The organism is Nonomuraea sp. JJY05 (assembly GCF_043496855.1).
Lineage (GTDB): Bacteria > Actinomycetota > Actinomycetes > Streptosporangiales > Streptosporangiaceae > Nonomuraea.
Genome location: NZ_JBIEIS010000065.1, coordinates 20,033 through 35,405, shown reverse-complemented (window position 1 = coordinate 35,405; position 15,373 = coordinate 20,033). Strand labels below are relative to the sequence as shown.

Below are 15,373 nucleotides of genomic sequence, written 5' to 3'. Positions count from 1 at the left end.
AAGGCTAGGAAGGCAGCACACATGGCGACAGAAGAGCAGCTCGTCGAATACCTCAAGCGCGTGACGACCGAGCTCCACGACAGCAAGAAGCGGCTGCAGGCGGCCGAGGACAAGGACCACGAGCCCATCGCCATCATCGGCATCGGCTGCCGCTACCCCGGCGACATCGCGAGCCCCGAGGACCTGTGGCGGGTCGTGTCCGGCCGTACCGACGCCATCTCCGGGATGCCGGACGATCGCGGCTGGGATCTGGAGTCGATCTACAACCCCGATCCCGACGCGGTCGGCACCTCGTACGTCCGGGACGGCGGCTTCATGCGGGACGCCACCGCCTTCGACGCCGCGTTCTTCGGCGTCTCGCCGCGCGAGGCCGTGGCCATGGACCCGCAGCAGCGGCTGCTGCTCGAAACCTCGTGGGAGGCGATCGAGCGGGCCGGCATCGACCCGGCCGCGCTGCGCGGCAGCCGGACCGGCGTGTTCGTGGGCGCCAACAGCTCCGAATTCCTCACGATGATGATGCAGGCGCCGCCGGAGCTGCAGGGCTACCTGATGACCGGCGTCGCCACGAGCGTGGTGTCGGGCCGCGTCTCCTACACCCTGGGCCTGGAGGGACCGGCCGTCACGATCGACACGGCCTGCTCCTCGTCCCTGGTGGCGCTGCACCTCGCGGTACGGGCGCTGCGCAACGGGGACTGCGGGCTGGCGCTGGCCGGGGCCGTGACCGTCCTGTCCACGCCGGGCACCTTCATCGGCTTCAGCCGGGTGCGCGGGCTGGCCAGGGACGGCCGCTCCAAGGCGTTCTCCGCCGAGGCGGACGGCATGGGGATCGCCGAGGGCGTCGGCATCCTCCTGGTCGAGAGGCTGTCGGACGCCCGCCGCAACGGCCACCCGGTGCTGGCGGTCATCCGTGGCTCGGCGGTCAACCAGGACGGCGCCAGCAACGGCCTGACCGCGCCGAACGGCCCTTCCCAGCAGCGGGTGATCCGCCAGGCGCTCGCCGACGCCAGACTCGCGCCCGTCCAGGTCGACGCGGTCGAGGCGCACGGCACCGGAACCCCGCTTGGGGATCCGATCGAGGCCCAGGCACTGATCGCCACCTATGGCCAGGACCGGGAACAGCCGCTGTGGCTGGGGTCGATCAAGTCGAACATCGGCCACGCGCAGGCCGCCGCCGGCGCGGCGGGCGTGATCAAGATGGTCATGGCGATGCGCAACGGCGTCCTGCCCGCCACGCTGCACGCCGAGGAGCGCTCGCCGCACATCGACTGGTCGGCGGGCGCGGTGGAGCTGCTCACCGAGGCCCGCCCCTGGCCCGCTGGCGGCGAGCCGCGCCGGGCCGGCGTGTCGTCGTTCGGCATGAGCGGCACGAACGCGCACGTCGTGCTGGAGGAGGCACCCGCCGAGACCCCGGTGAAGCCCGCCGGGGAGCTGCCCGCCGTGCCGTGGACGCTCTCGGCCCGGACGGGCGAGGCGCTGCGGCGGCAGGCCGAGCGGCTGGCCTCGTGGACCCGGTCGCATCCTGAGCAGAGCGTGGTGGACGTCGGCTGGTCGTTGCTCGGCCGCTCGGCGTTCGACCACCGTGCGGTGGTGATCGGCGCGGACCGGGAGGAACTGCTGGCCGGTCTGGACGAGGGCGCGGTGCGGGGTGTGGCCGGGCCGGGTGGCAAGACGGTGTTCGTCTTCCCCGGTCAGGGGTCGCAGTGGCTCGGGATGGGGGTGGAGCTGCTGGATGACTCGCCGGTGTTCGCGGCGCGGATGGCCGAGTGTGAGGCGGCGCTGTCGGAGTTCGTGGACTGGTCGCTCACCGATGTGTTGCGGGGCGGGCAGGGGCTGGATCGGGTTGATGTGGTGCAGCCGGTGTTGTGGGCGGTGATGGTGTCGCTGGCCGAGGTGTGGCGCTCGCTCGGCGTAACGCCGGCCGCGGTGGTCGGTCACTCCCAGGGGGAGATCGCCGCCGGGGTGGTGGCGGGCGCGTTGTCGCTTCGGGACGGCGCCCGGGTGGTGGCGTTGCGGAGTCAGGCGATCGTGGCGCTGGCCGGGCAGGGCGGCATGGCGTCGATCCCGCTGCCGGCCTCGGAAGTGGAAGTGGATGATCGGATCTCGATCGCGGCGGTGAACGGGCCTTCCTCGACGGTGGTGTCGGGTGATGCGGATGCCATTGAGGCATTGATCGCCGACTATGAGGCCCAGGGGGTGCGGGCGCGGCGGGTCGAGGTGGATTACGCCTCGCATTCGGCTCATGTGGAGGCGATCGAGGAGGAGCTGACGAGACTGCTGGCTCCGGTGACGCCGCAGGCGGGCGAGGTGCCGTGGTACTCGACCGTCCGGCAGTGCTGGCTGTCCGGCACCGAGGTGGATGCCGCGTACTGGTACGAGAACCTGCGGCGGACGGTGTGGTTGGAGCCGTCGGTGCGGGCGCTGGCCGAGCAGGGTCACGGGGTGTTCGTTGAGGTCAGTGCTCATCCGGTGTTGACGATGGCGGTGCAGGAGACGGTCGAGGACGTGGTGGCCTGTGGCACGCTGCGCCGGGACGACGGGGGCTTGCGCAGGTTGTGGACCAGCGCCGCCGAGCTGTGGGTACGCGGCGCGGAGATCGACTGGGCCGGGGTGTACGAGCCCGCCCGCCCAAACCGGGTCGAACTGCCCACCTACGCCTTCGAGCGGGAGCCGTACTGGCCGAAGACCGTCCAGTCCAACGGCGACCTCACCCAGGTCGGCATGGGCCCCGCCGGGCACCCGCTGCTGGCGGCGGCGGTGTCGCTCGCGGACGGTGAGGGCGTGCTGATGACCGGCAGGCTTTCGCTGAAGACCCACCCGTGGCTGGCCGACCACCAGGTCAACGGCCAGGTACTGCTGCCCGGCACCGCGTTCGTGGAGCTGGCCGTCAGGGCCGGCGACGAGGCGGGCTGCGACCTGCTCGAAGAGCTCACCCTGCAGGCCCCGCTGATCCTGCCCGAGCGCGGCGGCGTCCAGGTGCAGGTGGCCGTGGGGGCGCCCGACGAGGAGGGCCGGCGGGCGCTGACCATTCACGCCCGGCTCGACGACGAGCCCTGGACCAGGCACGCCACCGGCTTCCTTGCCAAGGACGCCGGCGCCGCGGCGTTCGGCGAGCCCTCGTGGCCGCCCGCGGGCGCGACCGCCGTCAGCGCCGACGACGTCTACGAGTTGCTCGCGGGCATCGGCGTCGGCTACGGCGCGGCCTTCCGCGGCCTGCGGGCCGTCTGGCGGCGGGACCGGGAGCTGTTCGCCGAGGTCGCCCTGCCCGAGGAGGCCGCCGCGGACCTGGCCGGGTTCGGGCTGCACCCGGCGCTGCTCGACGCGGCCATCCAGCCGCTCGCGGTGGGCGACTTCTTCCCCGCCCAGGACGGCGCCGGACCCGTCCTGCCCTTCGCCTGGACCGGCGTGCGGCTGGCCGCCACCGGCGCGGCCACCTTACGGGTCCGGCTGGCGCCCGCGGGAGCGAACGCGGTCCGCATCGAGGTGGCCGACGCCACCGGCGCACCCGTCGCCTCCGTGGACTCGCTGGTCGTGCGCGCGATGGCCGCCGCCGACCTCAAGGCCGCGGACCCGCTGCGGGACGCCCTGTTCGCCCTCGACTGGGTGCCCATGCAAGCCGCCCCCGCACGGGACGGCATCCGTTACGCGATCGCCGGAGGCGACGCCACCCGGCTCCGCATGCCGGTCGACGCCCTCGACCCGGACGGCCCCGTACCGGACCTGGCGATCCTGGTCTGCACCCCGTACACGGGCGACGACCCGGCCGCCGGGGCCCGCGCCGCGACCGGCGAGGTGCTGGCCGCCGCCCAGTCCTGGCTGGAGCAGGAGCGGTACGCCGACGTGCCCCTGGCCGTCCTCACCCAGGGCGCCACCGGCGACGACCTGCCGGGCGCCGCCGTGTGGGGGCTGATCCGCTCCGCCCAGTCGGAGAACCCCGGCCGGTTCGTCCTCCTCGACGTCGACGGCACCGACGAGTCCTGGCAGGCGGTCCCCGCCGCCCTCGCCTCGGGCGAACCCCAGATCGCGCTGGTCGAAGGCGAGGCCCTGGTCCCGCGGCTGGCCCGGCACCGCGCCGCGGAGCCGTCCGGCCAGGGCAGGTGGGCCTCCGACGGGACCGTGCTGATCACCGGCGGCACCGGGACCCTGGGCGGGATCGTCGCCCGTCACCTGGTGGCCGGGCACGGGGTCCGGCGGCTGGTGCTGATCAGCCGGCGTGGCCCCCACGCCGACGGCGCGGCCGACCTGATGGCCGAGCTGACCGGGCTGGGTGCGGACGTGACCGTCACCGCCTGCGACGCCGCCGACCGGCGGGCGCTGGCGGACGTGCTGGCCGCCATCCCGGACGAGCACCCGCTCACCGGCGTCGTCCACACGGCCGGCGCGCTGGACGACGGCGTCCTGGCCGCGCTGACGCCCGAGCGGATCGACAACGTGCTGCGGGCCAAGGCCGACGCCGTGCTGAACCTGCACGAGCTGACCAAGGACCTGCCGCTGACCGCGTTCGTGCTGTTCTCGTCGGCCGCCGGTGTCTTCGGCGGCCCCGGCCAGGGCAACTACGCGGCCGCCAACGCGTTCGTGGACGCCCTGGCGCAGTGGCGCGGGCGGCTCGGCCTGCCCGCCCTGTCCCTGGCCTGGGGCCTGTGGGAGCAGGACAGCGGGCTGACCGGCACCCTCAGCGAGGCGGACCGGGCGCGGCTGGCCCGCACCGGGGTCGCGCCGCTGTCCACCGCCGACGGGCTCGCGCTGCTGGACGCGGCCTGCGCCGCGGACCGGGCGGCGCTGGTGCCGATCCGGCTGGAGTTCGCCGCGCTGCGGATGGCGGCGCAGTTCGGGGCGCTGCCCACGATCCTGCAGGAGCTCGTCCCCACCTCCAAGCGGCGGGTGGTGGGCAACGACCCGGCCGCCGCGTCGGAGCTGCGCGAGCGCCTGGCCCGGATGCCCGCGGCCGAGCACGCCAGGGTGCTGCTCGACCTGGTGCTCGGCCAGGTGGCGACCGTGCTCGGCTACCGCGACGCCGGCGCCGTGGAGCAGGACCGGCCGTTCAACGAGGCCGGGTTCGACTCGCTGACCGCCGTCGAGTTCCGCAACAGGATGAACGCGGCCACCGGGCTGCGCCTGCCCGCCACGCTGATCTTCGACTACCCGACGCCCGTCCAGCTGGTCCAGTACCTGCGGGACCGCCTGCTCGACGGGCCCCAGACGGCCGCCTCCACCACGACCCGGGCCGGTGAGGAGGAGCCGATCGTCATCGTCGGCATGAGCTGCCGGCTCCCCGGCGGCGTCACCAACCCCGACGAGCTGTGGAACCTGGTGGCCGAGGGCGGCGACGCGATGTCGATGTTCCCCTCCGACCGCAACTGGAACCTGGACGAGCTCTACCACCCCGACCCCGAGCACCCCGGCACCACGTACGCCCGCGAGGGCGGCTTCGTCTACGACGCCACCGCGTTCGACCCGGCGTTCTTCAGCATCTCGCCCAGGGAGGCCGTGGCCATGGACCCCCAGCAGCGGCTGCTGCTGGAGAGCTCGTGGGAGGCGCTGGAGCACGCCGGCATCGACCCGGCCGCGCTGCGCGGCAGCAAGACCGGTGTGTACGTCGGGCTGATGTACCACGACTACGGGATGCACCTGCAGCAACCGGCGAGCGACCTCGAGGGCCTGGTCGGCACCGGCGTCTCGGCCGGCGTGGCCTCCGGGCGGGTGTCGTACACCTTCGGGTTCGAGGGCCCGTCGGTCACCCTCGACACGGCCTGCTCCTCCTCGCTGGTGGCGCTGCACATGGCGATCCAGGCGCTGCGGCGCGGCGAGTGCTCGCTCGCCCTGGCCGGCGGCGTCACCGTGCTGTCCACCCCCTCCGTGTTCGTCGACTTCAGCCGCCAGCGCGGACTGGCCTCCAACGGCCGCTGCAAGTCGTTCGCCGCGGCCGCCGACGGCACCGGCTGGGCGGAAGGCGTGGGCATGCTGCTCGTCGAGCGGCTCTCCGACGCGCGCCGCAACGGCCACCCCATCCTGGCCGTCGTGCGCGGCAGCGCGATCAACCAGGACGGCGCCAGCTACGGGCTCACCGCCCCCAACGGCCCCTCCCAGCAGCGGCTCATCGAGCAGACGCTGGCCGACGCGGGGCTGCGCGCCGCGGACGTGGACGCCGTCGAGGGCCACGGCACCGGCACCACCCTCGGCGACCCGATCGAGGCGCAGGCCATCGTCGCCACCTACGGCCAGGACCGGCCGCAGGACCGGCCGCTCTACCTGGGCTCGGTGAAATCGAACCTCGGCCACACCCAGGCCGCGGCCGGAGTGGCGGGCGTCATCAAGATGGTGATGGCCATGCGGCACGGCGTCCTGCCGAAGACCCTGCACGTGGACGAGCCGACGACGCACGTCGCCTGGGACGCGGGCGCCGTCAGCCTGCTCACCGAGGCCACCCCGTGGCCCGAGACCGGCAGGCCGCGCCGCGCGGGCGTCTCGTCCTTCGGCATCAGCGGCACCAACGCGCACGTCATCGTGGAGCAGGTCCAGGAGGAGCCCGCCGCGCCATCGGAGGAGACCGGGCGGCCGGTGATCCCCTGGGTGCTGTCGGCCAAGACGCCGGACGCCCTGAAGGCCCAGGCCCGACGGCTGCGCGAGCACCTGGCGGCCCGCCCCGGCCGGTCGGCCGCGGACCTCGCCTGGTCGCTCGCCACCACGCGGTCCTCGTTCAAGCGGCGGATGATCGTCCTGGGCGCCACCCGTGACGATCTCGCCGCCGGGCTGGAGTCGGCGATCGAAGGGACCGCGGCGGACAACGTGATCACCGGATCGGCGGCCCGCGGCCGGACGGCGTACCTCTTCACCGGCCAGGGCAGCCAGCGCCCGGCCATGGGGGAGGAGCTGTACGCGGCCTACCCCGAGTACGCCGAGGCCTTCGACGCGATCTGCGCCAGGTTCGACCGGCACCTCGACCGGCCGCTGCGCGAGGTCATCGCCGGCGACCCCGACCTGCTCAAGCAGACGAGGTACACGCAGGCGGCGCTGTTCGCCGTCGAGGTCGCCCTGTTCCGGGTCCTGGAGGCGTGGGGCGTGCGGCCCGACTACCTGGCCGGCCACTCGATCGGCGAGATCGCCGCCGCGCACGTCGCGGGCGTGCTGTCGCTGGACGACGCGGTCACGCTCGTCGCCGCCAGGGGCAGGCTGATGCAGGCGCTGCCGCCCGGAGGCGCGATGGTCTCGGTACGCGGCGCCACCGAGGAGGAGGTGCTGCCGCTGCTGGCCGGTCACGAGGAGCGCGTCGGCATCGCCTCGCTCAACGGACCGGCGTCCCTGGTCCTGTCCGGCGACGAGGCGAGCGTGCTGGAGCTGGCCGAACGGCTGGCCCGGCGCGGCTGCAAGACCAAGCGGCTGACCGTCAGCCACGCGTTCCACTCGCCGCTGATGGAGCCCGCGCTGGAGGAGTTCGTGAGCGTGGCGCGGGGGCTGGCCTTCCAGCCGCCGACTATCCCCGTCGTCTCCAACGTCACCGGCGAGCTGGCCACCACCGACGAGCTGACCTCGCCCGAGTACTGGGCCCGCCACCTGCGGCAGGCCGTGCGCTTCTGCGACGGCGTGCGGACCCTGCGGGACCAGGGCGTGTCCACGTTCCTGGAGCTCGGCCCGGACGCCGTGCTGTCGGCCATGGTTGAGGACTGCCTGGACGGCTGGAGCGGCGTCGCCGCGCCGGCGCTGCGCCGCGACCGGGCCGAGGCCGGCACGCTGGTCGAGGCCCTGGCCCGGGCACACGCGAACGGGGTCGGCGTCGACTGGGGCGCGGTGATCGGTACGGGCTCGCCCGTGCCACTGCCCACCTATCCCTTCCAGCGGCAGCGCTACTGGCCGGACGCGCCCCGGCACGAGGAGGCCGCGGGGCCCGACCAGGGGCTGTGGGACGCCGTCGCCCGAGGCGACCACGACGGCCTGCTCGCGCTGCTCGGCCTGCGGGGCGGGGCGACGCTCGACGAGCTGCTGCCCGCGCTGGCCCGGCTGCGCGGCCAGGACGGCGCCGACCACGCGGACGTGCGCTATCAGCTCGGCTGGCGCCCTCTGACGGACCTGCCCGCACCCGCGCTCCGCGGCACCTGGCTGGTGGTCACGCCTGATGGCGCCGCCCCGGATGAGACGCCGGTCGGGGCCGCACCGGGCCAGGTGCTGGCGGCCGGGCTGGCGGCGCACGGCGCGGACACCGTACGGCTGTCCGCGATGCCGGACTCCGACGGCGGTGTGGCGGGCGTCGTGTGCCTGCTGCCGGAAGGCGCGACCGCTCCGGCGCTCCCGGCGGGACCGGCGCCGGTCTGGTTCCTCACGCAGGGGGCGATCCAGGTGGCGCCGTCCGACCCGCTGGCCGGGCCGCAGGCCGCCCGCGACTGGGGCGACCTGAGGGCGCTGATCGACCTGCGGGCCCGGCTGGACGAGCGGGCCGCCCAGGGGCGCGGCGGGCTGATCGACCTGCCGGCGCGGCTGGACGAGCAGGTCATGCGCCGGCTGTGCGGGGTGCTGTCCGGGCTGACCGGCGAGAACGAGGTGGCGGTGCGCTCCGGCGGCGCCTTCGCCCGCAGGCTGCGCCCGGCACCGCCGCGCGGCGCCCCGACCGGCCGCGAATGGCGTCCCGGCGGCACGGTCCTGGTGGCCGGTCCGCTCGACGAGACCGCCGCCGAGCTGGCCAGGTGGGCCGCGCGCAACGGCGCGGACGAGGTCGTCCTGACCCAGCCGCACGCCGAGCTCGAAAGCGAGCCGGGCGTGGTCGTCCGGGCCGTCGGCGGGCGGCTGCCCGCGGGCCGGGTGACCGCCGTCGTCTGCACGACCGCCGAGGCGGCGTACGCGCTCGACAAGCCCGCCCGCGCCGCGGACGTGCCCGTCTTCCTCATGCTGGCCCCGGCGCCCGCGGCCTGGGGCGGGGACGGCGCCGGCACGTACGAGTACTTCACCGCGCTCGCCGACGAGCGGCTCGCGTCCGGGCAGCCCGCGCTGGCCGTCGCGGCGGGGCTCAAGGAGCCCGCGGACGCGGTCTCCGCCATCCGCCAGGCCCTGCGCCAGGGGGACAGGGCGCTCGTCGTCGCCGACCCGGACTGGGCCGCGCTCGCCGCGTCCGGGCACGCCCGGCTGCTGGGGGAGATCCCGCAGGCGGCGGACCGACAGGACGGGCCGGACGACGCCGTGGACGACATCACCGCCTTCCGCCGCCTGCTGTCCGACAGCCCGGCCGACGAGCACCACGGCATCCTGCTCGACGTGGTACGCGGCCAGGCCGCCGCGATCCTGCAGCTGCCGCTGCCCGACGCGGTGGAGCGGGACGCGGAGTTCTTCGAGCTGGGCTTCTCCTCGATGGCCGCGGTGGAGCTGCGCAACCGGCTCGTCGAGCTGACCGGCATCGAGGTGGCGGCCGACGCGATCTACGACTACCCGACCCCCGCCGAGCTGGCCGAGCACCTGCTCGCGGAGGCCGTGAGCTGAGCTCGCGGACCTCCCTCGTGACGGCCCACCTGAGGAAAGGACGCACCCGTGCTGGATGGATGCACCCCCTGGCCCGAGGAGTTCGCCGAGCGCTACCGCTCGGCCGGTCACTGGCGCGACGAGACGCTGGGCGAGATCCTGAGCGCGCGGGCGCGCTCCCACCCCGGCAAGACCGCCCTCGTGGCGGGCACCCACCGGTGGAGCTACGCCGAGCTGGACAGCCGGGCCGACCGCATGGCGGCGCGGCTGCGCGAGATCGGCATCGGGCCGGGTGACCGGGTCGTCGTGCAGCTCCCCAACGTCCCGGAGCTCGTCGCGCTGCTGTTCGCGCTGTTCAGGATCGGTGCCCTGCCGGTCATGGCGCTGCCGGCCCACCGGGGCAGCGAGATCACGTACTTCTGCGAGTTCACGGAGGCGGCCGCGTACGTCATCCCGGACGTGCACGTCGGGTTCGACTACCGGGACCTGGCCGCCGACGTGGCCGCCCGGGTGCCCACCCTCAAGCACGTGCTCGTCGCCGGCGACCCGGGCGGCTTCACCCCCCTGGACTACGCGGACACCAGGGCGGACGGCCTGCCCCGGCCCGACCCCGCCGGCGTGGCGCTCTTCCTGCTGTCGGGCGGCACGACCGGCGTGCCCAAGCTCGTGCCCCGCGCGCACCAGGAGTGGGCCTACAGCGGGCGCGCGGTCGCCGAGGCGTGCGACTACGGCGAGGAGACCGTCCACCTGGTGAGCCTGCCGCTGTGCCACAACTGGCCGCTGACCCACGGGCTGCTGGCCACCTTCCACGCGGCCGGCACGCTCGTGCTGGCGCCCGGCCCCAGCCCGGACGAGACCTTCCCGCTCATCGAGCGGGAACGGGTGACCGAGACCGGCCTGATCCCCGGCGCGGCCCTGCTGTGGATGGAGGCCGCCGAGTGGGACGAGTACGACCTGTCCAGCCTGCGCCGCGTCACGATCGGCGGGTCGAAGCTGCAGAACGAGCTGGCCCGCCGGGTCGAACCTGCGCTCGGCTGCCGGCTCCAGCAGGCCTTCGGCATGGCCGAGGGACTGTGCGGGTTCCACCGATGGGAGGACCCGGAGGACGTGGTGCTCGTGAGCCAGGGGCTGCCCGTCTCCCCGGACGACGAGGTGCGGGTCGTCGACGAGGACGACCGCGACGTCACGCCGGGCGAGGTGGGCCAGCTCCTGGCGCGCGGCCCGTACACGGTGCGCGGCTACTACCGGGCGCCCGAGCACAACGCCAGGACGTTCACCGCCGACGGCTACTACCGGACCGGCGACCTCGTACGGCTGCTGCCGACCGGGCACGTCGTCTTCGAGGGCAGGGTCAAGGACCAGATCAACCGGGGCGCCGAGAAGATCGCGGCCGAGGAGGTGGAGAACCACCTGCTCGCGCACCCCGGCGTCCGGGAGGTCGCCCTGGTGGGCCTGTCCGACGAGGTGCTCGGCGAGCGGGCGTGCGCCTGCGTCGTGCCCCGTGGCACGCCGCCGACGCTCGGCGACCTGACCGCGTTCCTGCGCGAACGCGGGGTAGCGGCCTTCAAGTTCCCCGACCGCCTGGAGATCGTCCAGGAGCTCCCGGTCACCCCGCTCGGCAAGGTCAGCAAGAAGGCGCTCGCCGGGATGTTCAGCTAACCCACGCTCGCAGAGGACGTACCCGATGCACGTCGCAGACATCGACTTGCCCGGCTTCCTGGAAGTGCACGCCAAGGCCACCATCGAGGCGCGCAACAACGACTGCCCGGCGCTGGCGACCTGGCGTCAGGAGATCCCGCCCGTGGACCCGGCCGGGTTGCTGAGGCCGCTGTTCGAGCGGTCCACGCGGACCTTCGTCTGGATGTCGCCGCACTCCAGCGTCATTGCGATGGGCAGCGCCACGGACTTCACGCACACCGGCCACGACAGGTTCGCCGGCATCCGGCGGGGCTGGGAGCGGGCGGCCAGGACCGCGGTCTCCGACGGGCCGGGCCCGCGCGCCATGCCGTCGCTGGTCGGCGGGTTCGCCTTCGCGCCGCGCCCCGGGCCGCTGCCCGAGGCGCTGATGTGGGTGCCCAGGGTGGTGATCTCGCGAGACCCCGACGGCACGACCTCGCTCGCGCTCAGCGTCAGCGTCGACCCCCGGCCCACCACGACGGACGGGCCCGCGCGTACGGTCGCGGACGCCTTCGCCCTGATCTCCTCCGCCGGGATCCGTCCCTGCCCCAGCCCGCTGCTCCCGGGCACGACCACGATCGAGGTCCCCTCCGCGTCGGAGTGGAAGGCGCTGGTCGCGCACACCACCGAGCAGATCGCCCGCGGCAGGTTCGACAAGGCCGTGCTGGCCCGCCAGCTGCGGATCACCTCCCCATGGGGGTACGACCTGGCCTCCGTGCTGGGGTCCCTGCGCGACACGCAACCGGGGAGCACCGTCTTCGCCGTGGCCGCGTACGGGCACGCCTTCGTCGGCGCCACCCCGGAGCGGCTGGTCGGCCTGCGCGGCGGGCGGGCCGAGTCGATGAGCCTGGCGGCGTCCATGCCGCGCGGCGCGACGCCCGCCGAGGACGCGTGCCTGCGCGCCGCCCTGCTGCAGGACGACAAGAGCCGGCGCGAGCAGCGGATCGTCACCGCGACGTTGCGGCAGGCGTTCGACCAGGTGTGCCGCACGGTCACGGTGCCGGACGGGCCGCACGTGCTCGACCTGCCGAACCTGCGGCACCTGCACACCCGCATCGTCGGCGAGATCGCCGACCCGGAGACCGCCAGCGTCCTCGACCTGGTGGAGCGGCTGCACCCGACACCCGCCGTCGGCGGTCACCCGCGCCGCGCCGCGCTCGACTGGGTACGCGACGCCGAGCCCTTCGACCGCGGCTGGTACGCGGGCCCCGTCGGTTGGATGAACGACGACCAGGAGGGCGAGTTCGCGGTGGCGATCCGCTCGGCGCACGTGCAGGACGAGACCGCGACCCTGTACGCCGGATGCGGCATCGTGGCGGGCTCCGACCCGGAGGCGGAGCTGGAGGAGACCCGGCTCAAGTTCCGCCCCATGCTGAATGCGCTGGCGATTCCTTTGTCGGAAAGGGCACCACATAGGCAGCCCCGATGAGAAGATCTTGGAAACGACCGGTCTCCGGAGGGGCTGGAAAATGATCGAAATAACCGGCTTGACAAAACACTACGGCAATAAAACCGCGGTCGACGGATTGACGTTCAGCGTCCACCCCGGGCGGGTCACCGGATTTCTCGGCCCCAACGGAGCGGGCAAATCCACCACGATGAGGGCCATTCTCGGCCTCGACCGCCTCGACGCGGGAAGCGTGACGGTCAACGGCCGCGCCTACACGGGCCTGCCCCGGCCGATGCGCGAGGTGGGCGCCCTGCTGGACGCCCGCGCCGTGCACCCCAGGCGCACGGCCCGCAACCACCTGCTCTGCATCGCCCAGACCAACGCCATCCCGGCGCGGCGGGTGGACGAGGTCCTGCGCCTGGTCGGCCTGGAGTCGGTGGCGGGCAAGCGCGCCGGCGGCTTCTCGCTGGGCATGGGGCAGCGGCTCGGCATCGCGGTCGCGTTACTCGGCGACCCGAAGGTGCTGCTGTTCGACGAGCCCGTCAACGGCCTCGACCCCGAGGGCATCAAGTGGATCCGCGAGCTCATGCGGGGGCTGGCCGCGGAAGGCCGCACCGTGCTGGTCTCCAGCCACCTGATGAGCGAGATGGCGCAGACCGCCGACCATCTCATAGTCATCGGCAGGGGGAAGCTGATCGCCGACATCGGCATCACCGAGTTCGTCCGGCAGGGCTCCAACGTGCTGGTGCGGGCCGAGGAGCACGAGTTGCTCGTCCCGCTCCTGACCGAGGCCGGCGGCACCGTCCACCCGGGCCCCGACGGCGCCCTCATCGTCACCGGGCTGGAGCCCAGGGAGATCGGCAAGGCGGCGCTGGCCGCCGGGGTGGTGCTGACGGAGCTGACGCCGCAGCGCTCCCTGGAGCAGGCCTACATGGATCTGACCCGTGACAGCATCGAGTTCCAGGCGAGTGTGGCATGAGCGTGGCCATCGCGGACACGATCCGCTCCGAGTGGACCAAGTTCCGCACGATACCGTCCAACATCCCCACGATCCTCACCGCCGTGGCGCTCATGGTCGGCCTGGGCGCGGCCACCTCCAACGGCGCGGCCAAGGGCTACCTGGCGGCCTCCGCGACCGGCCGGGCGGTGTTCGACCCCACCTACATCAGCATGTACGGCGGGTTCCTGTTCTCCCAGATCACCGTGGGCGCGCTCGGGGTGCTGGTGGTGACGCACGAGTACGCCACCGGCCTGATCCGCACCAGCGTGACCGTGGTCCCGCGGCGCGGCCGGCTGCTGGCCGCCAAGGTGGCCACGTTCGGGCTGATCGCCCTGCTGATGGGCCTGGTGGCGGGCTTCGGCGCGTACTTCCTCGGTCAGCGGGTGATCGAGGCGGTCGGGGCGCCCAGCGCCTCGCTCGACCAGCCGGGCGTGCTGCGCGCCGTCGTCGGCATGGGCCTGATCTGGGCGCTGGTCGGCCTGGTCGGCGTGGCGGTCGGCGGCCTGCTGCGGGCCACGATGAGCGCCACGACCGTGGTGGTGGCGATCAACTTCATCATCCCCGTCATCATGCCCAGGCTGCTGCCCGACGCGGTCGGCGCCTGGGTGACGACGTACTGGCCGATCTCGGCCGGCCTCCAGGTCACCACCACCGTGCAGCTGCCCGACCGGATGCTGCCGTGGGCGGGGTTCGGCGTGATGGCCGCGTTCACCGCGGTCCTGCTGCTCGCGGCGTTCGCGCTGTTCCGCTCGCGCGACACCTGAGACCTCCCACCGGCACCCGGCGCGCGTCATCGCGCGCCGGGAATTCGGCATGCCCTCAGGCCATGAGAGTGGGGCGTGAGCGGCCTCTTTAATGGGCGCTAGGGGTTACCCGCCTTATCCCGGCTCGCGAATACTGATGACGCTTGACCGGGAAATCCTGGCGGGGAGGAGCGTTCAACAATGGCATCAAGTTTCGCGAACGGCCAGTGCCGTTCCTTCCGCGGCGACGGGCGGCCGGACCTGTTGGTGCGCAACACGGAAACCGGCGAATTGTTCGTCCATCCGCACAGCGGCGAGTTCAACGGGGTCGAGACCTACGGCGATCCGGTGAAGATCGGTGACGGCTTCGGCTGGTGGCGGTTCTTCTTCGTCCGCGCCGTCGACGCGACCGGCGACGGGCGCGCCGACATCTGCGCGTTCAGCGCCAGCGAATACGGCATCAACCCCGGCGAGAACGGCGAGCACGGCTTCTTCCTGCTGCGCAACCTGGGCGGCCCCGGCGAGATCGGCCCGTTCGCCGAGCCGATCCGCGTGTCCGGCAAGCGCGACGACGGCCGGGAGTGGGAGACGATCGGGTTCGCCGACGTGACCGGCACCGGCACCGACGACACGTTCGGCAAGGGCAAGGACGCCGGCAACGTGGACGTCTTTCCCCACCGCGACCAGGGAGTCGTGCGGAACGACACCTACGACAAGGACCCGGTGCGGCTCACCGAGGTCGGCGTCGACGACCTTCCCGTCGCCATGGCCGACTTCACCGGCAACGGCAACCTGGACCTGCTGGTCCGCCGCGCGAACGGCGACCTCGACCTGTACGAGTTCGCGGCCCCGCCCGGCACCCCGGCCGCCGCGGCCACCGAGGGCACCTGGTACACCGTCGCCCACGGCTGGCAGGACATGCGCCTGATGACGCTCACCGACATCGACCTGGACGGCCGGCCCGACCTGCTGGGCCTGCGCCCCGACGGAACGCTCGAGGCGTATCGGCACTCCGGGAAGTTCAGGCCCGAGGACCCGTTCGACCTCTTCCACGAGCCGGTCACCGTCGGCACCGGATTCGGCAAGTACGACGTCATCAGCTGATGGCCCAAGAGCGTTTCCCTG

Annotated in this window: 6 protein-coding genes; all 6 read left to right on the top strand. The window is 73.6% G+C overall.

Annotated elements, in window-relative coordinates; translation table 11 throughout:
• Nucleotides 1–21: 21 nt before the first annotated feature.
• The 6 genes from ACFKCF_RS55885 to ACFKCF_RS55860 all read left to right on the top strand — a co-directional run bounded on the left by ACFKCF_RS55885 (nt 22) and on the right by ACFKCF_RS55860 (nt 15,352).
• On the top strand, nt 22–9,459 hold the full coding sequence (locus tag ACFKCF_RS55885) for a type I polyketide synthase (protein ID WP_394504916.1): 9,438 nt from the start codon (nt 22–24) through the stop codon (nt 9,457–9,459).
• Nucleotides 9,460–9,507: 48 nt separating this feature from the next.
• Nucleotides 9,508–11,097 carry a (2,3-dihydroxybenzoyl)adenylate synthase gene (locus ACFKCF_RS55880; RefSeq protein WP_394504914.1) on the top strand — a complete coding sequence of 530 codons (1,590 nt, stop codon included), beginning with the start codon at nt 9,508–9,510 and terminating at the stop codon, nt 11,095–11,097.
• Nucleotides 11,098–11,122: 25 nt separating this feature from the next.
• A complete protein-coding gene (locus ACFKCF_RS55875) occupies nt 11,123–12,544 on the top strand; it encodes an isochorismate synthase MenF (RefSeq protein WP_394504912.1) in 1,422 nt (473 codons plus the stop codon).
• Between the two features lie 40 nt (nt 12,545–12,584).
• Entirely contained in the window at nt 12,585–13,484 is a 900-nt protein-coding gene (locus ACFKCF_RS55870; protein ID WP_394504910.1) for an ABC transporter ATP-binding protein, read from the top strand.
• Nucleotides 13,481–14,269 carry an ABC transporter permease gene (locus ACFKCF_RS55865; RefSeq protein ID WP_394504907.1) on the top strand — a complete coding sequence of 263 codons (789 nt, stop codon included), beginning with the start codon at nt 13,481–13,483 and terminating at the stop codon, nt 14,267–14,269. Before ACFKCF_RS55870 ends, ACFKCF_RS55865 begins: the two co-directional genes overlap by 4 nt.
• 180 nt (nt 14,270–14,449) lie before the next feature.
• Nucleotides 14,450–15,352 carry an FG-GAP repeat domain-containing protein gene (locus tag ACFKCF_RS55860; RefSeq protein ID WP_394504905.1) on the top strand — a complete coding sequence of 301 codons (903 nt, stop codon included), beginning with the start codon at nt 14,450–14,452 and terminating at the stop codon, nt 15,350–15,352.
• Nucleotides 15,353–15,373: the final 21 nt, after the last annotated feature.

Coding starts and splice junctions, on each gene's coding strand:
- ACFKCF_RS55885 (WP_394504916.1), top strand. CDS start 22: ATGGCGACAGAAGAGCAGCTCGTCGAATACCTCAAGCGCGTGACGACC.
- ACFKCF_RS55875 (WP_394504912.1), top strand. CDS start 11,123: ATGCACGTCGCAGACATCGACTTGCCCGGCTTCCTGGAAGTGCACGCC.
- ACFKCF_RS55870 (WP_394504910.1), top strand. CDS start 12,585: ATGATCGAAATAACCGGCTTGACAAAACACTACGGCAATAAAACCGCG.
- ACFKCF_RS55865 (WP_394504907.1), top strand. CDS start 13,481: ATGAGCGTGGCCATCGCGGACACGATCCGCTCCGAGTGGACCAAGTTC.
- ACFKCF_RS55860 (WP_394504905.1), top strand. CDS start 14,450: ATGGCATCAAGTTTCGCGAACGGCCAGTGCCGTTCCTTCCGCGGCGAC.